23 protein-coding genes are annotated in these 22,876 nt (G+C 61.8%); 12 read left to right on the top strand and 11 right to left on the bottom strand.

Annotated elements, in window-relative coordinates:
* Positions 1-42: 42 nt before the first annotated feature.
* From ACZ445_RS10270 to ACZ445_RS10255, 4 genes are all read left to right on the top strand, one after another.
* Positions 43-1,992 (top strand): DNA topoisomerase III, encoded by a 1,950-nt coding sequence (locus tag ACZ445_RS10270; RefSeq protein ID WP_058425575.1) that lies wholly within the window; start codon positions 43-45, stop codon positions 1,990-1,992.
* A 131-nt stretch (positions 1,993-2,123) separates the two neighbouring features.
* Positions 2,124-2,564: a CBS domain-containing protein gene (locus ACZ445_RS10265; protein WP_058425576.1), complete on the top strand. Its 441-nt coding sequence runs from the start codon at positions 2,124-2,126 to the stop codon at positions 2,562-2,564.
* 8 nt (positions 2,565-2,572) lie between these two features.
* Positions 2,573-3,418, top strand: coding sequence for an NAD-dependent protein deacetylase (locus ACZ445_RS10260; protein ID WP_058425577.1), 846 nt, complete (start codon positions 2,573-2,575; stop codon positions 3,416-3,418).
* A gap of 653 nt (positions 3,419-4,071) precedes the next feature.
* The gene (locus tag ACZ445_RS10255) at positions 4,072-4,401 is read left to right on the top strand and encodes a hypothetical protein (protein WP_025854475.1); all 330 of its coding nucleotides are present in this window, start codon (positions 4,072-4,074) and stop codon (positions 4,399-4,401) included.
* 61 nt (positions 4,402-4,462) lie between these two features.
* Here ACZ445_RS10255 and ACZ445_RS10250 read toward each other — a convergent pair whose 3' ends face one another.
* Entirely contained in the window at positions 4,463-5,368 is a 906-nt protein-coding gene (locus ACZ445_RS10250; protein WP_310863596.1) for a LysR family transcriptional regulator, read from the bottom strand.
* A gap of 133 nt (positions 5,369-5,501) precedes the next feature.
* On the opposite strand from ACZ445_RS10250, the gene ACZ445_RS10245 reads away from it, so the two are divergent.
* Genes ACZ445_RS10245 through ACZ445_RS10235 form a run of 3 tightly spaced genes read left to right on the top strand, consistent with a single transcriptional unit; the run spans position 5,502 to position 8,087 of the window.
* Positions 5,502-6,200 carry a CoA transferase subunit A gene (locus ACZ445_RS10245; protein ID WP_058425579.1) on the top strand — a complete coding sequence of 233 codons (699 nt, stop codon included), beginning with the start codon at positions 5,502-5,504 and terminating at the stop codon, positions 6,198-6,200.
* A 34-nt stretch (positions 6,201-6,234) separates the two neighbouring features.
* A complete protein-coding gene (locus tag ACZ445_RS10240; RefSeq protein WP_058425580.1) occupies positions 6,235-6,894 on the top strand; it encodes a CoA transferase subunit B in 660 nt (219 codons plus the stop codon).
* An 11-nt stretch (positions 6,895-6,905) separates the two neighbouring features.
* The gene (locus ACZ445_RS10235) at positions 6,906-8,087 is read left to right on the top strand and encodes an acetyl-CoA C-acetyltransferase (RefSeq protein WP_058425581.1); all 1,182 of its coding nucleotides are present in this window, start codon (positions 6,906-6,908) and stop codon (positions 8,085-8,087) included.
* 142 nt (positions 8,088-8,229) lie between these two features.
* Here the strand turns inward: ACZ445_RS10235 and ACZ445_RS10230 are convergent, their stop codons facing one another.
* On the bottom strand, positions 8,230-8,649 hold the full coding sequence (locus tag ACZ445_RS10230) for a PaaI family thioesterase (protein WP_058425582.1): 420 nt from the start codon (positions 8,647-8,649) through the stop codon (positions 8,230-8,232).
* 157 nt (positions 8,650-8,806) lie between these two features.
* Here ACZ445_RS10230 and ACZ445_RS10225 point away from each other — a divergent pair, with 157 nt between their 5' ends.
* Positions 8,807-9,661: a DUF4349 domain-containing protein gene (locus ACZ445_RS10225; RefSeq protein ID WP_464708266.1), complete on the top strand. Its 855-nt coding sequence runs from the start codon at positions 8,807-8,809 to the stop codon at positions 9,659-9,661.
* A 162-nt stretch (positions 9,662-9,823) separates the two neighbouring features.
* Here the strand turns inward: ACZ445_RS10225 and ACZ445_RS10220 are convergent, their stop codons facing one another.
* The 4 genes from ACZ445_RS10220 to ACZ445_RS10205 all read right to left on the bottom strand — a co-directional run bounded on the left by ACZ445_RS10220 (position 9,824) and on the right by ACZ445_RS10205 (position 13,710).
* Positions 9,824-10,909, bottom strand: a complete 1,086-nt coding sequence (locus tag ACZ445_RS10220; RefSeq protein WP_058425584.1) for a DUF1615 domain-containing protein — start codon at positions 10,907-10,909, stop codon at positions 9,824-9,826.
* 164 nt (positions 10,910-11,073) lie between these two features.
* On the bottom strand, positions 11,074-12,048 hold the full coding sequence (hemB, locus tag ACZ445_RS10215) for a porphobilinogen synthase (RefSeq protein ID WP_058425585.1): 975 nt from the start codon (positions 12,046-12,048) through the stop codon (positions 11,074-11,076).
* A 117-nt stretch (positions 12,049-12,165) separates the two neighbouring features.
* Positions 12,166-13,008, bottom strand: a complete 843-nt coding sequence (locus ACZ445_RS10210; RefSeq protein ID WP_058425586.1) for a PhzF family phenazine biosynthesis protein — start codon at positions 13,006-13,008, stop codon at positions 12,166-12,168.
* Positions 13,009-13,011: 3 nt separating this feature from the next.
* On the bottom strand, positions 13,012-13,710 hold the full coding sequence (locus ACZ445_RS10205) for a glutathione S-transferase N-terminal domain-containing protein (RefSeq protein ID WP_058425587.1): 699 nt from the start codon (positions 13,708-13,710) through the stop codon (positions 13,012-13,014).
* Positions 13,711-13,966: 256 nt separating this feature from the next.
* Here ACZ445_RS10205 and ACZ445_RS10200 point away from each other — a divergent pair, with 256 nt between their 5' ends.
* Both ACZ445_RS10200 and ACZ445_RS10195 read left to right on the top strand, forming a co-directional pair.
* On the top strand, positions 13,967-14,668 hold the full coding sequence (locus tag ACZ445_RS10200; RefSeq protein ID WP_058425588.1) for a hypothetical protein: 702 nt from the start codon (positions 13,967-13,969) through the stop codon (positions 14,666-14,668).
* A gap of 44 nt (positions 14,669-14,712) precedes the next feature.
* Positions 14,713-15,768 carry a permease gene (locus tag ACZ445_RS10195; protein ID WP_058425614.1) on the top strand — a complete coding sequence of 352 codons (1,056 nt, stop codon included), beginning with the start codon at positions 14,713-14,715 and terminating at the stop codon, positions 15,766-15,768.
* Positions 15,769-15,897: 129 nt separating this feature from the next.
* On the opposite strand, the gene mnmH is transcribed toward ACZ445_RS10195, so the two are convergent.
* From mnmH to ACZ445_RS10175, 4 genes are all read right to left on the bottom strand, one after another.
* Positions 15,898-17,001, bottom strand: a complete 1,104-nt coding sequence (gene mnmH, locus ACZ445_RS10190) for a tRNA 2-selenouridine(34) synthase MnmH (protein ID WP_464708265.1) — start codon at positions 16,999-17,001, stop codon at positions 15,898-15,900.
* Positions 17,001-18,035: a selenide, water dikinase SelD gene (gene selD, locus ACZ445_RS10185; RefSeq protein ID WP_464708264.1), complete on the bottom strand. Its 1,035-nt coding sequence runs from the start codon at positions 18,033-18,035 to the stop codon at positions 17,001-17,003. Before selD ends, mnmH begins: the two co-directional genes overlap by 1 nt.
* A gap of 94 nt (positions 18,036-18,129) precedes the next feature.
* Positions 18,130-18,882: a TerC family protein gene (locus ACZ445_RS10180; RefSeq protein ID WP_058425591.1), complete on the bottom strand. Its 753-nt coding sequence runs from the start codon at positions 18,880-18,882 to the stop codon at positions 18,130-18,132.
* 28 nt (positions 18,883-18,910) lie between these two features.
* Positions 18,911-19,162, bottom strand: coding sequence for a hypothetical protein (locus ACZ445_RS10175; RefSeq protein ID WP_464708263.1), 252 nt, complete (start codon positions 19,160-19,162; stop codon positions 18,911-18,913).
* Positions 19,163-19,296: 134 nt separating this feature from the next.
* Here ACZ445_RS10175 and nhaR point away from each other — a divergent pair, with 134 nt between their 5' ends.
* Positions 19,297-20,199 (top strand): transcriptional activator NhaR, encoded by a 903-nt coding sequence (gene nhaR / locus ACZ445_RS10170; protein ID WP_179030005.1) that lies wholly within the window; start codon positions 19,297-19,299, stop codon positions 20,197-20,199.
* A 4-nt stretch (positions 20,200-20,203) separates the two neighbouring features.
* On the opposite strand, the gene ACZ445_RS10165 is transcribed toward nhaR, so the two are convergent.
* On the bottom strand, positions 20,204-21,361 hold the full coding sequence (locus tag ACZ445_RS10165; protein WP_464708262.1) for an MFS transporter: 1,158 nt from the start codon (positions 21,359-21,361) through the stop codon (positions 20,204-20,206).
* 238 nt (positions 21,362-21,599) lie between these two features.
* Here ACZ445_RS10165 and sstT point away from each other — a divergent pair, with 238 nt between their 5' ends.
* Positions 21,600-22,820 (top strand): serine/threonine transporter SstT, encoded by a 1,221-nt coding sequence (gene sstT / locus ACZ445_RS10160; protein ID WP_248487528.1) that lies wholly within the window; start codon positions 21,600-21,602, stop codon positions 22,818-22,820.
* The last annotated feature ends 56 nt before the right edge of the window (positions 22,821-22,876 follow it).

The following is a 22,876-nucleotide window of genomic DNA, read 5'->3' as shown; positions in this document are numbered from 1 at the left end:
TGAGCATCCTGCACAGCATCAACCCGATCTGATGTGACGACCATGCGGCTGTACCTCTGTGAAAAACCCTCCCAGGCCAAAGACATCGCGGCCGCGCTCGGCGCCAGCCGCCGTGGCGATGGGTGCTGGCTGGGCAATGGAGTCACGGTCACCTGGTGCATCGGCCACCTGCTGGAAACCGCCCCGCCGGATGCCTACGACGAAAAGTACAAGCGCTGGGTACTGGCCGACCTGCCCATCGTCCCGGACAAATGGAAGATGCGCGTCAAACCCAAGACCGCCAGCCAGTTCAAGGCGGTCAAGCGCCTGCTGGGGGAAGCCCAGGAACTGGTGATCGCCACCGACGCCGACCGCGAAGGCGAGATGATCGCCCGCGAACTGGTCGAGCACTGCCGTTATCGCGGGCCGATCCAGCGGTTGTGGCTGTCGGCGCTGGATGATGCCTCGATCCGCAAGGCCCTGGCGGCGTTAAAGCCAGGGGCAGAGACCTTCAGCCTGTATCACTCCGCCTTGGGCCGCTCCCGTGCCGACTGGCTGATCGGCATGAACATGAGCCGCCTGTTTACCTTGCTCGGGCGCCAATCCGGCTACCAGGGCGTGCTGCCCGTAGGCCGGGTGCAAACGCCGACCCTGCGCCTGGTGGTGGACCGCGATCGCAGCATCGCCGACTTTGTGCCGGTGGCTTACTGGGCCATCGATGTCGACCTGCGCCACGAGGGCATGACCTTCACCGCCCAATGGCGTGCGGCCGAGGACGCCTGTGACGACCAGGGTCGCTGCCTCAACCCGCAGTTGGCGCGGGACGCGGCCGACGCCATGCGCAACGCCGCCACCGCCCGGCTGGTGAAGCTGCGCACCGAGCGCATGCGCGAAGTGGCGCCCCTGCCCTTCGACCTGGGCACCCTGCAGGAAATCTGTTCCAGGAAACTCGGCCTCGGCGCCCAGGAAACCCTGGATATCGCCCAGTCGTTGTATGAAACCCACAAAGTCATCACCTACCCGCGCAGTGATTGCGGCTACTTGCCGATGAGCCAGCACAGCGACGCACCGAAGATCCTGGCTGCGTTGGCGCGCGCGGATACCTCAGTGGACGAGCTGATGCCGCATATTGATCCCCAGCGACGCTCGCGGGCGTGGAACGACGCCAAGGTCAGCGCCCACCACGGCATCATCCCCACCGGCGCCGGCAAGGACGTGGGACAACTCGCCGGCAAGCACCGGGCGGTGTATACCCTGATTCGTGCACGCTACCTGGCGCAGTTCCTGCCCAATCATGAGTACGATCGCACCCAGGCGGATTTCGACTGTGCGGGCCAGGCATTGCGCGCGGTGGGCAAAGTGGTGATCGAACCTGGCTGGAAACGCGCCCTGCCCGAAGCCCTGGCGTCGGCCAAGGGACGTGAAGCACCGGCTCCGCAAGCCCTGCCGCCATTGGTGCAGGGCCAGGATTATGCGGTGGCCAAGGTCAACCTCAAGGACCTGTGGACCCAACCGCCCAAACCCTTTACCGAAGGCGACCTGATCAAGGCGATGAAGAATGTCGCCAAGTTGGTGGAAGACCCGCTGCTCAAGCAAAAGCTCAAGGACACCACCGGCATCGGCACCGAGGCCACCCGCGCCGGCATCATCCAGGGGCTGCTGGACCGTGGTTACCTGGTGAAGAACGGCAAGGCGCTATCAGCCACTTCGGCGGCATTCAGCCTGATCGACGCCGTGCCCCGCGCCATCGCCGACCCAGGCACCACCGCCATCTGGGAGCAGGCCCTGGACATGGTGCAAAGCGGCGAAATGAGCCTGGAAGACTTCGTCGCCAAACAGGCGGCCTGGATGAGCAAGCAGGTCGCCCGCTGCAATGGCATGCGCATGACCATCACCGGTCCCGCCAGCCCGGCAGGCCGAGGTGCCACGCCATGGAAAAAGAAACGCAAGAGCGCACCGCGCAAGACTGCAGCCAGCCTCAAGCGGGCCAAAAAACCGACAAATGCGGGGTAAATACCGAAAAAAACCGGTGAATGACGTTTTTCGACGGGTTTAGCGCCGCTTTGGACCTTGCAGCGCGGTGGCCGGTCTAGGATTCTGTAGTGGGACCCTGACTAACCAACAACAACACCGGAGTGGCCGCCATGAAAACCGTTGCAGAAGTGCTCAAAGCCAAGGACCAGAAAAACCAGGAAGTCCATGTCATCAAACACGATCACACTGTGTTTGAAGCACTGGTCCGGATGTCGGAAAAAAACGTCGGGGCCTTGCCGGTGGTCCAGGATGGCGTGGTGGTCGGGATCATCAGCGAACGTGATTACGCCCGTAAAATCATGCTCAAGGGCCTGTCGTCGGTCACCACCAAGGTCCATGAGGTGATGAGTTCTCCGGTGATCACCGTCGACACCCACAAAAAGGTCGATGAATGCATGAACATCATGACCGACAGCCACCTGCGCCACCTGCCCGTGGTCGAAGACGGCAAGCTGCTGGGCCTGCTGTCCATCGGCGACCTGGTCAAGGAAGCCATTGCCGACCAGGCTGACCTGATCAAGCAGCTGGAGCAGTACATTCGCGGCGAATAGGGGAACCCATGCTCGACACGCTGGAACATCAAGAGGACCACCTCGATACCTTGCATCGGGCCATGGCCGAACGGCGCTTTCTGGTGTTGACCGGTGCGGGGATCAGCACGTCGTCGGGCATTCCCGACTACCGCGACAGTGAAGGCGTGCGCCGGGGCAAGGCGCCGATGATGTACCAGGAGTTCCTCGCCACCGCGCAGGCACGCCGCCGTTACTGGGCGCGGGCGATGCTCGGGTGGCCGAGAGTTCGCCTTGCGCAGCCGAACAAGGCGCACCTGGCGTTGGCGACGCTGCAGCAACGCGGGCGTATCAGCGGGCTGATCACGCAAAACGTCGACACCCTGCATGATCAGGCCGGTAGCCACGATGTGATCGAACTGCACGGCAGCCTGCACCGGGTGCTGTGCCTGGATTGCCAGTTGCGCAGTGCACGCGATGTGATCCAGCGCCGGATGGAAATCGACAACCCCTACCTGGCGCAGGTCCATGCGGTGCAGGCACCCGATGGCGACACGTTGCTCGATCCTGCCTTTGAAGAACACTTTCAGGTCCCCCACTGCCCCCATTGCAATGGCGAGCACTTGAAGCCGGATGTGGTGTTTTTCGGTGAGAACGTAGCGCCGGCGACGGCAGCCAGGGCCATGGCCGCCGTCAATCATGCCGAAGGTTTGCTGGTAGTGGGTTCGTCGTTGATGGCCTATTCGGCATTCCGCTTGTGCAAGGCGATGGTCGAACAGGGCAAACCGGTCATTGCCATCAATTTGGGCAAGACTCGGGGGGATGAGCTGCTACAGGTGAAGATCGAAGCCGAGTGCGAGCGGCTTTTGCCGCGTTTGGTCGAACGGTTACGGTAACTCAATCAAGCGCAGATCCTTTGTGGCGAGCGGGCTTGTTGTGGTGAGCGGGCTTGCCCCGCGTTGGGCTGCAGAGCAGCCCCAAATCAGGCGCTGAGAAGTTCCTGATGCTAATTAGTGTTCTTAATTGGGGCCGCTTCGCAGCCCAACGCGGGGCAAGCCCGCTCGCCACAACAGGCGTTATACAGCCTGACCTGCACTTCCAGAAAATGACGCCCAAGTCACGTTTTCCCGCATGCTCCCGCCCCCACGGCAATTTATGTAGTGATCAAAAATAATCACTACATAACCGTTGACGTAACCATTCTGTCCTTGCATTATCGAGACGTCTCCCGGATCGGGAGCGTTGGCAACAAGCGTTTTGAACAAGCTCGTCTGACCGCCGAGCTGTTTTTTCCGGATGTGCACTGCCCACAAGGCGGATTGATGAAGCTGACCGGCCCAAAGGGTTCGGTACAAGGCGTTCAAATGCGGCTTGTCTTCGTTATGAAAGCATTGCGTAGCAGTTCATCAGCAAGACTACATGCATCAGGTTCAAGACCCTGCCCGTATTCGGCAGACAGTCGCTGACGCCCGGTTTTCGCAACCGGAGACAACTTACGAAGTATTAACGAACCAACTGATAGATCGCCAACTGGTCAAGGGGCTTACACATGAATCTGAACAACCAACCAACTATCGATGAATTGGCTGAGATGTTCGCAGCGCAGAAAGACACACTCGACGACCATATCCTGTGGATTGGCAAATCGGGCGAAGTGCAAATTGACTGCCTGGCGCCCCACACCGAAGAAGCCGAGTTTGACCGCAATAACCGTGAACTGGCGGCGCGCCTGAAGATGTACCGCCGTGGCCAGGGTTATGTCGGCAAGAAGGCGGCCGCCGATCGCAACTTTATCGAGCAGGTCTTCCACACACTTAATACCGAATGGCAGAACCTCAAGGGCCAATCGCAAGTTAAAGTGATTGACAGATACTGCTGATAACAGCGCATTAAACATTTAAGCCCGCTCGTTAGTTCGAGCGGGCTTTTTAATTTCGGCTCTATAACACTGCGGGAAATCGTCCCTTCTTCGCTTCCTCGCAAAAGATATCAAACAACACCTGCGCTGCCGCCGAGAGTTCATGACCGGGTTTGGTCAGCACCCCAATCGGTCGTTCGATCACCGGATCACTCAAGGTGATGCAATGAGCCCCCGCCTCCTCCATCTGCCGCGCACACAATGCAGGGACGGCACTGACACCCAACCCCGTCGCTACCATCTTGCCAACGGTCGCCAGTTGATGGCTTTCCAGCGCCACCGGCAACTTCATCTGCCGCGCTCTCAGATGCTCCTCCAGCATCACCCGCACCGTCGAAGGTCGCTGTAACGTGATGAACGGCTGCTCCAGCAAGGTTTTCCAGTCGATTTCATCAAGCTCAACCAACGGCGAATCCCCCGGCACCACGGCAATGAAGCGATCCAGATACAACGGTGTGAACGCCAGCGACGAACCGTCTGACGGCTCGAACGCCACGCCCAGTTCCACTTGGCGGTCGCGCACCATTTCCAACACCTGTTCGTTGATCAGGTCGTGCACCGTGACATTCACCTGAGGGTAACGCGCGCGGAATATCTTCAGGATCGGCGGCAGCAAGTTACCCGCGAACGACGGCATCGCCGCCACCGTGACCCGCCCGCGTTGCAGGGTAAAGCGCTGGCGCAGTTCGTCCTCGGCATTGTCCCAATCGGCAATCAAGCGGCGTGCCAGGGGCAGCAGGGATTCGCCCTCGGGCGTCAACGCGACATTGCGTGTGTTACGGCTGAACAGCCGCCCGCCCAGGCCTTCTTCCAGGCCCTTGATGGTCAGGCTCAGCGCCGACTGTGAAAGGTGCAGGCGCTCGCAGGCGGCGGCGAAACTCAGGCTCTGGGCCACGGCGAGAAACGCACGCATCTGTTTAACGGTCATGACGCTACTCCAAATGGCCAGGCGACTATGCTGTTTTTTAAATCAATAAACCTTAAAAAACAACTTAACAAATCAATCCGACGGAGCAACACTCGGTTCATTGGCTGGCCCACAAACAATAAAAGAGGTGCATATGGCAGGTTTCGATAAACGCGTGGCGTCCTACGAGGAAGCACTGGCGGGCCTGGAGGACGGCATGACCGTACTCTCCGGCGGTTTTGGCCTGTGCGGTATTCCGGAAAACCTCATTGCCGAGATCAAGCGCAAAGGCACCCGTGACCTTACCGTGGTTTCCAACAACTGCGGCGTCGACGGCTTTGGCCTGGGCGTGCTGCTGGAGCAAAAGCAGATCAGCAAGGTGATCGCCTCCTACGTCGGTGAAAACGCGCTGTTCGAGAAGCAACTGCTCAGCGGCGAAATCGAAGTGGTGCTGACCCCCCAAGGCACCCTGGCCGAAAAAATGCGCGCAGGCGGTGCTGGCATCCCGGCCTTCTTCACCGCCACCGGCGTTGGTACCCCGGTTGCCGAAGGTAAGGAAACCCGTGAATTCAACGGCCGCCCGTACCTGATGGAAGAGTCCATCACCGGCGACTTCGCCATCGTCAAAGGCTGGAAAGCCGACCACTTCGGCAACGTCATCTACCGCCACACCGCCCAGAACTTCAACCCGCTGGCCGCCACCGCCGGCAAGATCACCGTGGTTGAAGTCGAAGAAATCGTCGAACCGGGCGAGCTGGACCCGGCGCAGATCCACACCCCTGGCATCTACGTCGACCGGATCATCTGCGGCACGTTCGAGAAGCGCATCGAACAGCGCACCGTGCGCAAATAATCCGCCCCCAGCCCGAACAATAAGGACTCATAAAATGGCTCTTACCCGCGAACAAATGGCTCAACGCGTCGCCCGCGAAATGCAGGACGGTTTCTACGTCAACCTGGGCATCGGCATTCCGACCCTGGTGGCCAACTACATCCCCGAAGGCATGGAAGTGATGCTGCAATCGGAAAACGGCCTGCTCGGCATGGGCCCGTTTCCGACCGAAGACACCATCGATGCCGACATGATCAACGCCGGCAAGCAGACCGTGACCGCACGCATCGGCGCGTCGATCTTCTCGTCCGCCGAGTCGTTCGCGATGATTCGTGGCGGCCACGTCGACCTTACCGTGCTCGGTGCCTTTGAAGTCGACGTACAGGGCAACATCGCGTCGTGGATGATCCCCGGTAAGCTGGTCAAAGGCATGGGCGGCGCCATGGACCTGGTGGCCGGTGCGGAAAACATCATCGTGATCATGACCCACGCGTCCAAGGACGGTGAGTCCAAGCTGCTCAGCCAATGCAGCCTGCCGCTGACCGGCGCCCACTGCATCAAGCGTGTATTGACGGACCTGGCGTACCTGGAAATCGAAAATGGCGCTTTTGTCCTCAAGGAACGCGCACCTGGCGTCAGCGTTGAAGAGATTGTGAGCAAGACCGCCGGTAAACTGATCGTCCCGGACCACGTTCCAGAAATGCACTTCCAGTGAGGACAGATTCCATGCAAGACGTCGTGATTGTTGCTGCCACCCGCACCGCCGTGGGCAGCTTCCAGGGTTCGCTGGCGAACATTCCGGCACCGGAACTGGGCGCCGCCGTGATCCGTCGCCTGCTGGAGCAGACCGGCCTGGACCCGGCCGAAGTGGATGAAGTAATCCTCGGCCAGGTCCTCACCGCAGGCTCAGGCCAGAACCCGGCGCGCCAGGCGTCGATCCTGGCCGGCCTGCCCCACGCGGTGCCCAGCCTGACCTTGAACAAAGTCTGCGGCTCGGGCCTCAAGGCCCTGCACCTGGGCGCCCAGGCCATCCGTTGCGGCGACGCCGAGGTAATCATCGCTGGCGGCATGGAAAACATGAGCCTGGCCCCATACGTATTGCCCGCCGCGCGCACCGGTTTGCGCATGGGCCACGCCAAGATGATCGACAGCATGATCACCGATGGACTGTGGGACGCGTTCAACGATTACCACATGGGCATCACCGCCGAAAACCTGGTGGACAAGTACGGCATCAGCCGTGAAGCCCAGGACGCGTTCGCCGCTGCCTCCCAGCAGAAAGCCGCTGCGGCGATCGAGGCTGGGCGGTTTGTCGATGAGATCACACCGATCCTGATCCCCCAGCGCAAAGGCGACCCGGTGGCCTTCGCCGTCGATGAACAACCCCGAGCTGGCACCACCGCCGAATCCCTGGGCAAGCTGAAACCGGCGTTCAAGAAAGACGGCAGCGTCACCGCCGGCAATGCGTCCAGCCTCAACGACGGCGCCGCTGCGGTGCTGCTGATGAGCGCCGACAAGGCCAAGGCCCTCGGTTTGCCTGTGCTGGCACGCATTGCCAGCTACGCCAACGCCGGCGTCGACCCAGCGATCATGGGCATCGGCCCGGTGTCGGCCACCCGCCGTTGCCTGGACAAAGCCGGTTGGAGCCTGGGCGACCTGGACCTGATCGAAGCCAACGAAGCCTTCGCCGCGCAATCCCTGGCGGTGGGCAAAGAGCTGGAATGGGACGCCGACAAGGTCAACGTCAACGGCGGCGCCATCGCCATCGGCCATCCGATCGGCGCCTCGGGGTGCCGCGTACTGGTGACGCTGCTGCATGAAATGATCAAGCGCGATGCCAAGAAAGGCCTGGCGACCCTGTGCATCGGCGGCGGCCAAGGCGTAGCCCTCGCCCTCGAACGCACTTGACGCTGTAGGAGCGAGCCTGCTGTGGTGCGCGGACTTGCTGTGGCGAGCGGGCTTGCCCCGCGTCGGGCTGCACAGCAGCCCTCCGCTAAAGAGCAACACAGAAAAGGCCTGGTTCCACGAAAACCAGGCCTTTTCTTTACCTTCAATCTCGCGTCTGCGGCACCGCAAACACCGCATTCGCCCGCGCCACCACCTTCTCCCCCACCTGCAGGCTCACCGTGGCAAACGCCATCTGCCGCCCGCGCTTGTGATGCTCCAGGCGCACCACAATCCACTCCCCCACCTGCACCGCACCCAGGTAATCCAAGGTCATGCTCGCCGTAATCAACGGCAACGGCGGCTCGCTGGAAAACGCCATCGCGTAGCCCATGCCAATATCCGCCAAGGTCGCCAGCACCCCACCATGCAAGGTGCCGCGCCCATTGGCGTGGCGGTTGTCGGCACGCAGGCCGATTTCCAGTTGCAGCCCTTCTCCCCGGCAATACGCCGGGCCAAGCAGGTCAAGGAGCGGGCTACTGCGGGGCAACGAGACAAACCCTTCGGGCACGGCGTGAGCGATCATGGCGAATTCTTCCTTGGTGTCAGGCTTGAGGTGTACGTCAGGCGCCAGGCAACGACCATCACCATCAGCCGCGCAAATCCCCTCCGATGCTTTGCGTTAATCCATCAGACCCGCTTTAATCGCCGTCAAATTCCCCCGTACCTGCCAAGGAACCGCAATGCGCCATCTGGACGGCAAGCCAAAACCCTATCTCCTGTTCCTGCTGGCAACCCTGGCCGTTGCCGGCTGTTCGCCCAAGGATCAGTCCCGCGCACGGGTGATCAACGGCGAACAAAGCCGGGCCGGCGCGCAACTGGCCTACGAACACGAACTGAGCCTGGCCCTGCCCGGCGTCCTGCTCGCGCCGCGCATGCAGGCCACCCGCGAGGCCTGCGAAACCGCGCGTTTTGGCGCCTGCAATATCCTCGGCATCACCGAAGACGGCAGTGGCGGCCAGATCATCCTGCGCATCGCGCCCACCGGTGTCGAACCGATGGTCGGCATGGCAGCTGAAGGCGGCAAACTCGGCCAGCGCATCACCACCGCCGAGGACCTGGCCGATGCCGTCGCCGACGTACGCCGCCGCCAGGACCGCCTGCAAGCCCAGCAACAACGGCTGGATGAGTTGGCCAAGCGCAAGGACATCAGCGTCAGTGACCTGATCGCCTTGAGCAAGGAACAGGCCGGCATTGAAAACGAGCTGCAGGAACTGGCCCAGGTTGCCGCCGGCCAGCAACGTCGCCTGGACACTAACCGGGTCACGCTGAATTTCCGCTCTTCTGACGGCGCAAACCAGCCATCGCGGTTCAGCCGGATGTTCAGCAACCTGGGCGACAATCTGGTCGACGGCACCGCCGACGCCCTGGAACGATCAAGCTATGTGCTGCCGTTCGTGATCCTGGCGTTCCTGGTGCTGTGGCTGTGGGTGTGGCTGTGGCGGCGTTTTGTTGCGAGGAACCACCCTGTGGCGAGCGGGCTTGCCCCGCGTTGGGGTGCGAAGCAGACCCGCAACGAGCCGCCGAGTGGTATCTGATACACCGCATTGGGCTTGATTGGGGCTGCTGCGCAGCCCAACGCGGGGCAAGCCCGCTCGCCACAACAAGCCCACTCGCCATGACAAGCCCGGTCATCACAAAAAGCCTGCTTGCCACAGCAAGCCCGGTCACCACGGCAAGCCTGTTCACTTCAACGCTGATCAGCGCTTCAGGCAGCGCTGATAGCGCTCGTCGACCCGCTGGGCAAACCACGCCGTGGTCAGGTTACGGGTGATCTTGGGACTCTTGAGCACGATGCCCGGCAGGATAGCCCGTGGCATCGGCTTGCCGGCGGCCTTGTCGGCCAGGGCAAACACGCGCTTGTAGAGGGTGGTGTCCTCGAAATCCAGTTGTTCGCCCTGCTCCAGCTGGCTACGGATGCTGGGGTTGCGCATGTCCAGCTTCGCGCCCAATGAACGCACCGCCAGCTCGGTGGTGCCGGGCAGCAGCGAGCCGTAGCGAATCAGATCTCCATCCAGGGCCAGTTCGGTGCCCGAGACGCGGCTGACGGCAGCCTGGAACGCGGCATTACGGCTGGCGTACCAACCGGCATTGAAATCGGCAAAGCGATACAGCGGCCGATCGTAGTTCACCGGGTAACCCAGTAAGTGCGCGATGCCGAAGTACATGCCGCCCCGGCGGGTGAACACTTCGCGACGAATGCTGCCGTCCACCGTGTAGGGATAACCCCGCGCCTGTTTCTGCGCAAACTCGATACTCACCTGCATCGGGCCTGCGGTATGCACCGGGTTGAAGTCACCAAACAGGGTCTTGCCCAGGGGCACCATGCTGATGAAGTCGTCGAAGATGCCACTCAGGTCCTTCTCCGTGCGCGCAGCATTGAGGCGGTCGGCGTAGGTCTTGCCGCTGGGCGAACGCAGTTGCAGGGCGCTGCGCACGACAAACGCCGGCACATGGACTTTGCCAGCACGCCGCAGGATTTCGTCCTGGGCGATCTTGCCCATGTTGGGCACCGGCGGGTCGACCTGATAGGTCGACTCCTGCTCGGTCACCGCCAGCACGGCGCAGATGTTTTCCGTGCTGGGGTAGATGTTCTGGGTGTTGAAGGCGGTGTAGATGTCCTGGGCCCAGCCGTCGCGATCGGCCACCTTGGCCGGCAGCAGGCGCACGACCTGCGCTTTCACCTCGGCCTCGCTGCGCTGAGGCTGTTGCGGGTTGCGTGTGGTGGAGCAACCGGCCAGTACCAGTAGCGAACAGAGTAAAAGGATAAGACGGGACGAAGACATTCAAAGCTTCCTGAGGCAGCGGAATTGAAATACTACCCCACAAACGACGCAGGCAAATGTGGGAGGGGGCTTGCTCCCGATAGCAGTGGCTCAGCCAACAAAGAAGTTGAATGTGCCGCCGCCATCGGGGGCAAGCCCCCTCCCACCTTTTACCTGTTGTGGTTCTAGATTCCGGCCAACGCCAGGTCCATCGCGAAGTAGGTGAAGATCAAGTCCGCACCCGCGCGTTTGATCGAGCCCAAGGTCTCACGCACCACACGGTCCTCATCGATCGCCCCGGCCTGGGCGCCGAACTTGATCATCGCGTACTCGCCGCTCACCTGGTACGCCGCCACCGGCAGGCGCGAGGCTTCGCGGATGTCGCGGATGATGTCGAGGTAGGCACCGGCCGGCTTGACCATCAGCGCATCCGCGCCTTCCTCTTCATCCAGCAGCGATTCGCGCACGGCTTCGCGGCGGTTCATCGGGTTCATCTGGTAGCTCTTGCGGTCGCCCTTGAGCGCGCTGCCGCCGGCTTCGCGGAACGGGCCGTAGAGGGCCGAGGCAAATTTGGTCGAGTAAGCCATGATCGGAATATGGGTGAAGCCCGCATCGTCCAAGGCGCGGCGAATCGCCTGGACCTGGCCGTCCATCGCCGCCGAAGGGGCAATGACATCGGCACCGGCACGGGCAGCGGCCACGGCCTGCTTGCCGAGGTTAACCAGCGTCGCGTCGTTGTCGACATGGGCGCCGTGCATCACACCGCAGTGGCCATGGTCGGTGTATTCGCAGAAGCAGGTGTCGGACATCACGATCATTTCCGGCACGGCGTCCTTGATGATCGAGGACATGCGCGAGACCAGGCCACGCTCTTTCCAGGTGTCGCTGCCGCTGGCGTCCAGGTGATGGGACACGCCGAAGGTCATCACCGACTTGATGCCGGCACGGGCATAACGCTCGATCTCGCCGGCCAGTTTCTTCTCAGGGATGCGTTGCACGCCCGGCATGCTGGTGATCGGCACGAAGTCGTCGATTTCTTCTTCGACGAAAATCGGCAGCACCAGGTCGTTGAGGGTGAATTCGGTTTCCTGGAACAGGCCACGCAGCTCCGGGGAGCGGCGCAAGCGGCGTGGGCGGGCTTGGGGGAACTGGCTGGTCATAGTGGTCCTATCGCAAGGCAGAAAATCTTTGGGGCGAAAGCTTATGCCCCCAGGCCCCGGCAGCACAAACGCCGAGGGGCCAATAGTGTATTGCGTGGGCGGTAACAATTTATTGATCTAGAGCTGTACACGCCCGTCGATGCACACCGAAACAGCACCACCGATCCAGATTTCATCGCCCTGGCGCTCAACGCCGATCCGCCCTGCCCGGCCAATGGCCGTGCCCTGGCTGACCCTATAGCGCTCGGGGGCCAGGCCCTCGCTGAGCAACCATTGCGCAAGCCCGGCGTTCAAGCTGCCGGTGGCCGGGTCTTCCTGCGCGCCGTCGCCGGCGATAAAGGCACGCACTTCAAATTGCGCGTCCACATCATCGCGCCCGGCGTCACAGGGGCCGATCACACCCACGGCCAGCCCTTGCAGTTGCGAATAGTCCGGCTGCAGCGCCAAGACCTGATCGCGGTCTGCCAGCATCACCGCGAGCCAGCCGGCGCCATTGTCCACCCACTGGCTGCGCACAATGGCCCCGGGCTCCAGGCCCAAGCCCAGGCGCACACGCTCCAGCAATGGCGCGTCCACGGCACCAGCGCGTAATAACGGCGGCGCGATAAACGCCAGTTCATCGCCTTGGCGACGGATACGCACCAGGCCGATTTCGCACTCCTGGATTATCTCCTCGCCCTTGGGAATACCCCCTGCCTGCAGCCAGGCATAACAACTGCCCAACGTCGGGTGCCCGGCGAAAGGCAGCTCCGTCAAGGTGGTGAAAATTCGCACCCGGTAGTCAGCCCGAGGATCACGCGGCGTCAGTAAAAACGTGGTTTCACTGAGGTTGGTCCAATTGGCGAAGTCCGCCATCTGTTGGTCGCTGAGGCTGTCGGCAGCGAACACCACCGCCAGCGGGTTACCTTTGAGCGGCACGCGGCTGAACACGTCCAGCTGTTTGAAATCGAAAGTCGGCATGCTTCAACTCGGAATATTAAGGCCACGGATCACCGCCGGCCGTGCGACGAAACCGTCCAGCGCGCGCAGCACATTGGGAAAATCGGCAATGCCCACAATGTCACCGGATTCGTAGAAGCCGATCAGGTTACGGACCCACGGAAAGGTGGCGATGTCGGCGATGCTGTACTCGTCGCCCATGATCCAGGTACGGCCCAGCAGGCGTTTCTCCAGCACATCGAGCAGGCGCCGGGATTCGGCGGCGTAACGGTCGCGCGGGCGTTTGTCTTCGTAGGCCTTGCCGGCGAATTTGTTGAAGAAGCCCAACTGGCCGAACATCGGGCCGATACCGCCCATCTGAAACATCAGCCATTGAATGGTTTCATAACGTGTCGCCGGGTCCTCGGAGAGCAACTGGCTGGATTTTTCCGCCAGGTAGATCAGGATCGCGCCGGACTCGAACAACGCCAGCGGCTGGCCGCTGGGGCCATTGGGGTCGATGATCGCGGGGATCTTGTTGTTGGGGTTCAGCGAAAGAAACTCGGGAGACAACTGGTCCTGGGTCTCGAAGCTGACCTTGTGCGCTTCATAGGGCAGACCGAGCTCTTCGAGCATGATCGACACCTTGACCCCGTTTGGGGTTGGCAGCGAGTACAGTTGCAGGCGCTCGGGATGCTGGGCGGGCCATTTGCTGTTGATCGGGAAGGCGGCAAGTGGGTTCATCGGGAAGCCCTATGTGTGTGCTGAAAGCCCCCATGATAGTCATCTGGCGAGCGTCCTGCATGGGTCATCAATACGCAACAACTGCTGGCTATTATCCCGTGAGGGCGAACCAATACGCCCTTGGGCACTCTTAACTGCGCTCAAGCGGTGAATGGAGGCACCTCGTTATCTCGACAGGGAACACCGCAGGCGCCCCGGGCGTCATCGTGGCCAGGCGTGTCTGCCTTAACCTGACGCATGAAGACTCGAACCTACAATGACGATCAAGCCTCTGCGCCTAGTGCAACGACTGAAACGCTATTCCTACATCCTGCTGCCGCTATTGTTGGTCGGTGGCGCTATCGATCTGAGCCTGGAGTCACGGATCAGCAACGCTGACCAGGTTGACGGCGTGCAAACCCTGGTCTTCCTGCGCCACGGTGAAAAACCCGCCGGCGGCCTGGGCCAGCTCAATTGCCAGGGCCTCAACCGGGCGATGAACCTAGCCACGGTTTTGCCAGAGAAGTTCGGCAAGGCCAATTTCGTCTTCGCCGCCAACCCGACACGCAATGTGGAGGAAGGTGAGCTGGACAATTCCTACAGCTATATTCGCCCGCTGATGACCATCAGCCCCAGCGCGATCAAGCTCGGCCTGCCGGTGAACATCAAGTTTTCCGCGAATGACACCAGTGCCCTCGCCGACGAGCTGGTCGAAGACAAGTACCACAACTCCATCATCTACACCGCCTGGTCCCACGGCTACCTGCCGGAGCTGATCAACAAAGTGGCGAGCGAAGCGTCCGGCGAAAAACACACCATCACCGACGATTGGTCCGGCAGCGACTACGACACGCTGTATGTGCTGACGCTGACCTGGCACAACGGCAAGGCCTCGCTGCTGAGCCGCAACTACAAGCAGGGCCTGAACAACGGCGAAGAAACCTGCCCGCAACCTACCCAGGTGAGCGCCGAGAGCTGAGGGCGTATGATGCGCCGCTATTGACTCACCTGCGGATCATCACCATGCCCAACCTCGCCTCCACCCAGCCCAACCGGGGCTGGTCGTTCTGGTGGAAACCAGCGCTGTTCCTGCTGGTCGCCTGCGTCGGCCTCTACTACGTGAAGTGGTCGCCTTACTACCTCAAGGCCTTCGTCGCCGCCGATAACCACAGCATTGGCGCCTCGATTCTCAACGACCAGCAAAGCTCGCCACTGGCAGCCGCGCTGGCGTATGCCCAGGTGTACTTCCTGGCGATCTGGAAGGCCGCCGTGCTGGCGGTGATCCTGGGCTCCCTCCTGCAAGTACTGATCCCCCGCGACTGGCTGCTGCGCCTGTTCGGCCGTGCCGGGCTGGGTTCGACTGTGCGCGGCGGGCTGTTCGCCCTGCCGGGGATGATGTGCAGTTGTTGCGCGGCACCGGTCGCGGCCGGCATGCGTCGGCAGCAGGTATCGGTGGGCGCGGCGCTCGCGTTCTGGATCGCCAACCCCGTGCTGAACCCGGCGACCCTGGTGTTCATGGGCTTTGTGCTGGGCTGGGGCTTTACCGCATTGCGGCTGGTGGCGGGGATTGTGCTGGTGGTGGGCGTGTCGCTGATCGCGCAACGTATCGCCCGCCCGGACCAGGTACCGGAAGCGGCGCTGGGCGCAGTGGCCGAGGTCAGTGGGGTTGAGTCCCAACCGTTCCTCGGTCGTTGGCTGCGGACCCTGTGGCAGTTGTTCTGGAGCACGATCCCGGTGTACATCCTGGCCGTGCTGTTCCTGGGTGCCGCACGGGTGTGGCTGTTCCCCCATGTCGACGGCGCCATGGCCAACAGCCTGGTATGGCTGGTGCCGCTGGCGATTGTCGGCACGTTGTTCGTGATTCCCACCGCCGCCGAAATCCCCATCGTACAAACCATGATGACCCTGGGCATGGGCACCGGCCCGGCCGTGGCCTTGCTGATGACCCTGCCGAGTGTGAGCCTGCCGTCACTGCTGATGCTGCGCAAGGACTTCGATGCGCGGGTGCTGGTGACGGTGGCCGGGTTGACGATGTTGGTGGGAGTACTGTGTGGGTTGATCGGCGCGGCTATCCTTTAGTTGCCTTTGTGAGGCTGATGTCGCTTTCGCGAGCAAGCCCGCTCCCACATTTAACCGCGTTTATTCTGTAGGAATGCGGTCGAATGTGGGAGCGGGCTTGCTCGCGATGGGGCCCTTGAAGCGCCCCCATCAGCTTCGTCGAACATTGCGCTCGCGCAAATACTCCACCACGGCGCCCTGCTCCCCTGCGAACTCGATCCGTGCGCCTTTGCTTTCACGCTGGAAGGCGTACATCGGGTCGTAATATTCACGCAGAAGCCCTTCGATCCAGGCGCGATGCAGGTGCACGTCACCGCTGCGGGCCTGCTCCGCCAGAGCCGACTGCAAGATCGCCTGCAAGCGCTGGAAGCGTTCACCGCCCAGACGTTTATGGATATTGCCCAGGCTCTGGGTCAGGCGCTCGGCAAACAGCGCCTGGCCGGCGTCGCCGAACACCTCGATAAATTCGGCGCACAGGTCCACCACATAGTCGCGCAGGATGCGTTCGACCCGCCCTTCAACGCTGTCTTGCAGCCACACCATAGGGAACGTCTGCATGCCCTTGTGCAACGCCAGCGGCAGCGCGCAACTGCCGATCATGCGGCTTTCGTCCTCGACCACGAACTGCTCGATACCCGCGGCACGCTTTTTCAGCAGGTCCACGGCCAGGCGGTTTTCGAAGTCGATGTTGGACGGCTGCGCCGTGGCGCGCTTGCCGAAGCTGGAGCCACGATGGTTGGCGTGGCCTTCCAGGTCCAGGGCATTGCGCAACTGGCCGAGGACTTCGGTCTTGCCGGTGCCAGTCATACCGCCGAGCAACACGAAGTCACACTCGATGGAGGCGTGCTCAACCGTCTCCAGCAAAAAGGTGCGCATGGCCTTGTAGCCGCCGCCGACACGGGGATACTCAATGCCGGCTTCGGTCTTGAGCCATTGCTGCACGATCTGCGAACGCAACCCGCCACGGAAACAGTAGAGGTAGCCCTCAGGGTTGGCCTGGGCGAACCGCGCCCACTGCTCGATGCGCTCGGCCTTGATTGCGCCGGACACCAGCTCATGCCCGAGCACGATAGCGGCCTGCTGGCCCTGCTGCTTGTAGCAAGTGCCGACGCGCTGGCGTTCGTCGTCGGTCATCAGCGGCAGGTTGATCCCCCCCGGGAACGCGCCCTTGCTGAATTCGACCGGCGCGCGGGTATCCATCATCGGCCGGTCGTTGAGGAAAATGTCGCGGTAGTCGGTGATATCGATTGCCATCAAAGCACCTCAACCGCGTGGGTCTGTCGCTCGACCAGCTCGCCGATAGGTTTCAGGACCAGGCCCAGTTCATTCGCCACGCGGTGAAATTCGACATCGCCCTCGGGCGTGACGGCGATCAACAGGCCGCCGCTGGTCTGCGGGTCGCACAGCACGCGTTTGTGCAGTTCCTGCAAGCGTCCCACCTTGCTCGAATAACTATCGAAGTTGCGCAAAGTGCCGCCGGGCATACAGCCCTGGTCCAGGTAGTCCTCGATCCCGGCCAGGCGTGGGACCTTAGCGTATTCGATGCGCGCGGTTACGCCGCTGCCGTCCGCCATTTCCACCAGGTGGCCCAACAAGCCGAAACCGGTGACATCGGTCATCGCCGTCACCCCCGCCAACTTGCCGAAACGGCTGCCGGGCTTGTTCAGGGTGCACATCCAATCGCGGGCCAGGCCGATATCCGCCTCGCGCAATTTGCCCTTTTTCTCGGCGGTGGTGAGGATGCCGATGCCGATGGGCTTGGTGAGATACAACCGGCAACCGGCGGTGGCCGTGTCGTTGCGCTTCATATGGCGCTTTTGCACGATGCCGGTCACGGCCAGGCCGAAGATCGGCTCCGGGGCGTCGATGGAATGCCCGCCCGCCAGAGGAATGCCGGCTTCGTCGCACACCGAACGGCCGCCACGGATCACTTCGCGGGCAATCTCCGGCGCCAGCACGTTCACCGGCCAGCCGAGAATGGCGATGGCCATCAGCGGATCGCCGCCCATGGCGTAGATATCACTGATGGCATTGGTGGCGGCAATCCGCCCGAAATCGAAGGGATCATCGACAATCGGCATGAAAAAGTCGGTGGTGGAGACCACGCCGCGCTCGTCGTCGATGGCGTAGACCGCCGCATCGTCACGCGAAGCGTTGCCCACCCACAGCTTGGGGTCGAGGTTCTGTGCGCCGCTGCCGGCAAGGATCACTTCCAGCACCTGGGGCGATATCTTGCAGCCACACCCCGCGCCGTGGCTGTACTGGGTAAGACGAATCGGCTCGTTCATGTAGGACCTCACGCTATCAAGTGCGCGAATTCTAACAGACAGCAAAAAGCCGGCTGGGCTCATCTGAGCGCAGCCGGCCGTTTGGTTTCAGCGGTTACTGCCGGGCAGCGAGCAAACGCTGGTGGCGGTTACGCCGGGCAATGTTCAAGCATTCGATGGCCGCCGAGAACGCCATGGCCGCATACACGTAGCCTTTCGGTACATGGGCGCCGAAGCCTTCGGCGATCAGGGTCATGCCGATCATGATCAGGAAGCCCAGGGCCAGCATCACCACGGTCGGGTTGTCGTTGATGAACTTGGCCAGCGGTTCGGCCGCCACCAGCATCACGATCACCGAGGTCACCACGGCAATGATCATGATCGGCAAGTGCTCGGTCATGCCCACGGCGGTGATGATGCTGTCGATGGAGAACACCAGGTCGAGCAACAGGATCTGCCCGATGGCTGCGGCAAAGCCGATGGCCACCACGTTGCCGGCGTTGGTTTCCTTCTCTTCAGGCTCCGGGTCCATGCTGTGATGGATCTCGGTAGTGGCCTTCCACACCAGGAACAGGCCACCGGCGATCAGGATCATGTCCTTCCACGAAAACGCCTGGCCGAACACTTCGAACACCGGCGCCGTCAGTTGCACGATGAACGCGATGGTGCTGAGCAGGCCCAACCGCAACACCAACGCCATGCTGATACCGATGCGTCGCGCCTTGGCCCGATGCTTTTCCGGCAACTTGTTGGTGAGGATCGAGATGAAGATCAGGTTATCGATGCCCAGCACGATCTCCATCACGATCAGGGTTGCCAGGGCAATCCAGGCGGTGGGGCTGGCGGCCAGTTGTAAAAGGTAATCCATAGGTCAGTCCTGACGTTGTACGGGGAAATTAGGCTTCTTTGCGGCTCGCTTCCGCTTCTTTGTCTTGCTGATCATCCTTCTTCTGCGGGCTGATCAAGCCGTTTGTCGCTTCACTCAAAGCCTGTTCGGCAGCCTTGTGGGTGTCATCGATCGCTTGCTTGGCCGATTCGGTGGCCTTGCCCAGCACCTGCTGTGCGCTTTTCTCGACCTGATCGCAACCGCTGACCACTACCAATGAAAGCGCAAGCAAGGATGCCGCGCCCAGGGAATTGAGTTTCATGATGTCTTCCTCTTTAGAACCCTTGGGTCCAAATAGTGGCCCCGCGATAGCGAGGCATTCTATGCAGACAAACAGTTCAGGAAAATTCGTATTTTTCTCGCGTATACTTCGATTTTTACGAAGTGATAGCAAGCATGCTCAATTACCGACAACTGCACTACTTCTGGGTGGTGGCCAAGACCGGCAGCATCGTGCGCGCGTGTGAGCAACTCAACCTCACGCCCCAGACCATCAGCGGGCAGATCAGCCTGCTCGAGCAGACCTTCGGCATAGCGCTTTTTCAACGTGTGGGTCGGCAGCTGGAACTGACCGAAGCCGGGCGCCAGGCCCTGCCCTATGCCGAGCAGATGTTCCAGACCGGTAATGAATTGGAGGCGATGCTGCGCGCGCAGCCCGACGAACAGCAGATCCTGTTCCGCGTCGGCGTGGCGGACGTGGTGCCCAAGTCCATCGTCTACCGGCTGATCGCACCGACCATGGTGCTGAACGAGCCGATCCGCATCACCTGCCGTGAAGACAAACTCGAACGCCTGCTCGCCGACCTGGCGATCCAGCGCCTGGACCTGGTGATTTCCGACAGCCCCATGCCCACGCACCTGGACATCAAGGGCTACAGCCAGAAGCTGGGCGAATGTGGCATCAGTTTTTTCGCCACCCAGGCGTTGGCTGACGAACATAGTGGGGATTTCCCACAGTGCCTGCACGGCGCGCCGCTGTTGATTCCGGGCGCGGAAACCGTGGTGCGCAGCCGTTTGCAGCGCTGGTTTGCCGAGCAACAGATTCAACCGAAGATCATCGGCGAGTTCGACGACAGCGCCTTGATGCAGGCATTCGGCCAATCCGGCAGCGGGATCTTTATCGCCCCCAGCGTGATTGCCGACGAGGTGGTGCGCCAGTACGGCGTGGCGCTGATCGGCCAGACCGTGGCCGTGACCGAGTCGTTCTACGCGATCTCGGTGGAACGCAAGGTCAAGCACCCCGGCATCGTGGCGATTACCGAAGGTGCCCGGCGCGAGCTGTTCACCACCCTGCCCTGACGGCTCAGGCGCCGGAGGCGAGCGGTTGCTTGGCGGTCATCAGCCACAACGCCAGCAGGATCGACACCAGGATAAACCCGGACGCCGCAAAGCCCAGGCTGCCCAGGCCGAGGGTGTCGATCACATGGCCGCCGACCATGGCGCCCAGGCCGATGCCCAGGTTGGCTCCGGCGATGTTCAGCGACGCGGCAAACGCTGGCGCATGGGGCGCGGCCTTCATCAGGCGAACATGGCTGACCAGGAACATCGCCGCCTGGGTTACGCCCCACACGGCCATCGCCGCCGCCAGGCCGATGCTCGAATGAATCGCCGGCACCAGCGCGACCATGCCGGCGATCATGAACCCACAGAACACCATGGACGCGATCAACGGGTGGCGATCCACCGCCCGTCCGCCCAGCGAATTGCCGATCAGGCCGACCGCACCGAAGCCCATCAGGCACCAGCCCACCAGCGTGCCGTCGAACCCGGCCAGGCGCTCAAGGATGTCCGCCAGGTAGGTGTACGCCGTGAACATGCCGCTGAACACCAGGATCGACAGCAGGATATGCCCCTGCATCAGCGGGTTGCGCAGGATCTTGAACTGCGCGCGCAACGTCACTTCATCGTTCTTCGGCTGGGTCACCGGCAGGTAGATAGACAGCAGCAAGGCCTTGGCCAGCGCGATCACCGCGAGGATGGCAAACGCGCTGCGCCAGCCGAACATATCTGAAATCAGCGTGCCCACCGGAATGCCGAATACCGTGGCGCAGACGATACCAAAGCCGATCTTCTCGATGGCGCGCCCGGCGAATTCGGGGCCGACGATGTCTACCGCCGTTTCGCTGGCCAGGGCCCAGAACACCGGTAAACCCAGCGCCGGGATCAACCGTGCCAGCGCCATCACCCAGATGTTCGGTGCCAGGGCCGCCACGGTATTGGCCACACCGAACAGGATCAGGATGCTGATAAACAGGCGCTTGCGTGGGAAACGTGCACAGTACGCCGTCAGAAACGGACCAAACGCCGCCACGGTAAACGCGAACAAGGTCACCAGCAGCCCGGCCTGGGACACACTGACATTCAAGTCGCGGGCGATGGACGGCAACAGGCCGACGATCACGAATTCTGTGGTCAGCACGGTAAAGCCGGCGGCTGACAGCAGCAGGATGGGAAACAACATGGAAACTCCAGAAACGACGACATCAACGACAACCCGAAGGGCCCGCTGACGGAGAGGAAAGATGAGAGAACAGAATCTTATCAGAGTATGTCCGGATTTGGCCAAGGCCTGGGCGGCGGTTGACGCAATGCCGCACCGCCATGGACTTTTCCCACAGCATGCTAGACTTCGCGATCCGCGTCCTACAGCCCTTTCCGAGTCAGTAGCTGCGCCCTAAAAAAACTAGAGACAAGTGTTTATGACTGCTGCCCCCTCTCTCCTGCAACGCCTGGCCCGCGTCAGCCTGGTCACGCAAATCGTCATCGGCCTGATCGCCGGCATCCTGTTGGCCCTGCTGCTCCCCGAAGTGGCACGCTCCACCGGGTTTATCGGCAAGGTATTTGTTTCCGCGCTCAAGGCCGTGGCGCCGATCCTGGTGTTTGTGCTGGTGATGGCATCCATTGCCAACCATAAGCATGGCCAGGAAACCCATATCAAGCCGATCCTGTTCCTGTATTTGCTGGGCACCTTTGCCGCCGCCGTGGTGGCGGTAGTTGCCAGCATGTGGTTTCCCTCTTCGCTGGTGCTGGCGACCCATGACGCAGCGGTGACCGCGCCCGGCGGCATCGGCGAAGTGTTGCAGAGCCTGTTGCTGAGCGTGGTGGACAACCCGATCAGCGCGCTGATGAATGCCAACTTCATTGGCATCCTGGCGTGGGCCATCGGCATGGGCATTGCCATTCGCCACGCCGCGCCGACCACGCGGGCGGTGCTGGAAGACCTGTCCAACGGTGTGACCCTGATCGTGCGCGTGGTGATCCGCTTTGCACCGCTGGGCATTTTCGGCCTGGTCGCCTCCACACTGGCCACCTCCGGCTTCGGTGCCCTGCTCGGCTACGCCCACCTGCTGGTGGTGCTGATCGGCTGCATGCTGTTCGTGGCGCTGGTGATCAACCCGGCCATCGTGTTCTGGAAACTGCGCCGCAACCCTTACCCGCTGGTGCTGATGTGCCTGCGTGAGAGCGGCATTACCGCGTTCTTCACCCGCAGTTCGGCAGCCAATATCCCGGTGAACCTGGCGCTGAGCAAACGCCTGGGCCTGCATGAAGATACCTACTCGGTGTCGATCCCACTGGGTGCCACCATCAACATGGCCGGCGCGGCGATCACCATCACCGTGTTGACCCTGGCCGCCGTGCACACCCTGGGCATCGCCGTCGACCTGCCCACTGCGGTGCTGCTCAGTGTGGTTGCGGCCATCTGTGCGTGCGGTGCTTCCGGCGTGGCAGGCGGTTCGTTGTTGCTGATTCCGCTGGCGTGCAGCCTGTTCGGCATTCCCAGTGAGATTGCGATGCAGGTGGTAGCGGTCGGTTTCATCATCGGTGTGTTGCAGGATTCGGCGGAAACCGCGCTGAATTCGTCCACCGATGTGTTGTTCACCGCTGCCGCGTGCCTGGGCAAGGAAGAACAGCCGGCTTAACCGTCGCGCACAAAAAAACCGGGACGGTTCCTACAAGAACCGCCCCGGTTTTTTAT

It is taken from the genome of Pseudomonas allii (assembly GCF_055380095.1).
This window is presented reverse-complemented; position numbering and strand designations above follow the sequence as displayed.

Coding starts and splice junctions, on each gene's coding strand:
- ACZ445_RS10270 (WP_058425575.1), top strand. CDS start 43: ATGCGGCTGTACCTCTGTGAAAAACCCTCCCAGGCCAAAGACATCGCG.
- ACZ445_RS10265 (WP_058425576.1), top strand. CDS start 2,124: ATGAAAACCGTTGCAGAAGTGCTCAAAGCCAAGGACCAGAAAAACCAG.
- ACZ445_RS10260 (WP_058425577.1), top strand. CDS start 2,573: ATGCTCGACACGCTGGAACATCAAGAGGACCACCTCGATACCTTGCAT.
- ACZ445_RS10255 (WP_025854475.1), top strand. CDS start 4,072: ATGAATCTGAACAACCAACCAACTATCGATGAATTGGCTGAGATGTTC.
- ACZ445_RS10250 (WP_310863596.1), bottom strand. CDS start 5,368: ATGACCGTTAAACAGATGCGTGCGTTTCTCGCCGTGGCCCAGAGCCTG.
- ACZ445_RS10245 (WP_058425579.1), top strand. CDS start 5,502: ATGGCAGGTTTCGATAAACGCGTGGCGTCCTACGAGGAAGCACTGGCG.
- ACZ445_RS10240 (WP_058425580.1), top strand. CDS start 6,235: ATGGCTCTTACCCGCGAACAAATGGCTCAACGCGTCGCCCGCGAAATG.
- ACZ445_RS10235 (WP_058425581.1), top strand. CDS start 6,906: ATGCAAGACGTCGTGATTGTTGCTGCCACCCGCACCGCCGTGGGCAGC.
- ACZ445_RS10230 (WP_058425582.1), bottom strand. CDS start 8,649: ATGATCGCTCACGCCGTGCCCGAAGGGTTTGTCTCGTTGCCCCGCAGT.
- ACZ445_RS10225 (WP_464708266.1), top strand. CDS start 8,807: ATGCGCCATCTGGACGGCAAGCCAAAACCCTATCTCCTGTTCCTGCTG.
- ACZ445_RS10220 (WP_058425584.1), bottom strand. CDS start 10,909: ATGTCTTCGTCCCGTCTTATCCTTTTACTCTGTTCGCTACTGGTACTG.
- hemB (WP_058425585.1), bottom strand. CDS start 12,048: ATGACCAGCCAGTTCCCCCAAGCCCGCCCACGCCGCTTGCGCCGCTCC.
- ACZ445_RS10210 (WP_058425586.1), bottom strand. CDS start 13,008: ATGCCGACTTTCGATTTCAAACAGCTGGACGTGTTCAGCCGCGTGCCG.
- ACZ445_RS10205 (WP_058425587.1), bottom strand. CDS start 13,710: ATGAACCCACTTGCCGCCTTCCCGATCAACAGCAAATGGCCCGCCCAG.
- ACZ445_RS10200 (WP_058425588.1), top strand. CDS start 13,967: ATGACGATCAAGCCTCTGCGCCTAGTGCAACGACTGAAACGCTATTCC.
- ACZ445_RS10195 (WP_058425614.1), top strand. CDS start 14,713: ATGCCCAACCTCGCCTCCACCCAGCCCAACCGGGGCTGGTCGTTCTGG.
- mnmH (WP_464708265.1), bottom strand. CDS start 17,001: ATGGCAATCGATATCACCGACTACCGCGACATTTTCCTCAACGACCGG.
- selD (WP_464708264.1), bottom strand. CDS start 18,035: ATGAACGAGCCGATTCGTCTTACCCAGTACAGCCACGGCGCGGGGTGT.
- ACZ445_RS10180 (WP_058425591.1), bottom strand. CDS start 18,882: ATGGATTACCTTTTACAACTGGCCGCCAGCCCCACCGCCTGGATTGCC.
- ACZ445_RS10175 (WP_464708263.1), bottom strand. CDS start 19,162: ATGAAACTCAATTCCCTGGGCGCGGCATCCTTGCTTGCGCTTTCATTG.
- nhaR (WP_179030005.1), top strand. CDS start 19,297: ATGCTCAATTACCGACAACTGCACTACTTCTGGGTGGTGGCCAAGACC.
- ACZ445_RS10165 (WP_464708262.1), bottom strand. CDS start 21,361: ATGTTGTTTCCCATCCTGCTGCTGTCAGCCGCCGGCTTTACCGTGCTG.
- sstT (WP_248487528.1), top strand. CDS start 21,600: ATGACTGCTGCCCCCTCTCTCCTGCAACGCCTGGCCCGCGTCAGCCTG.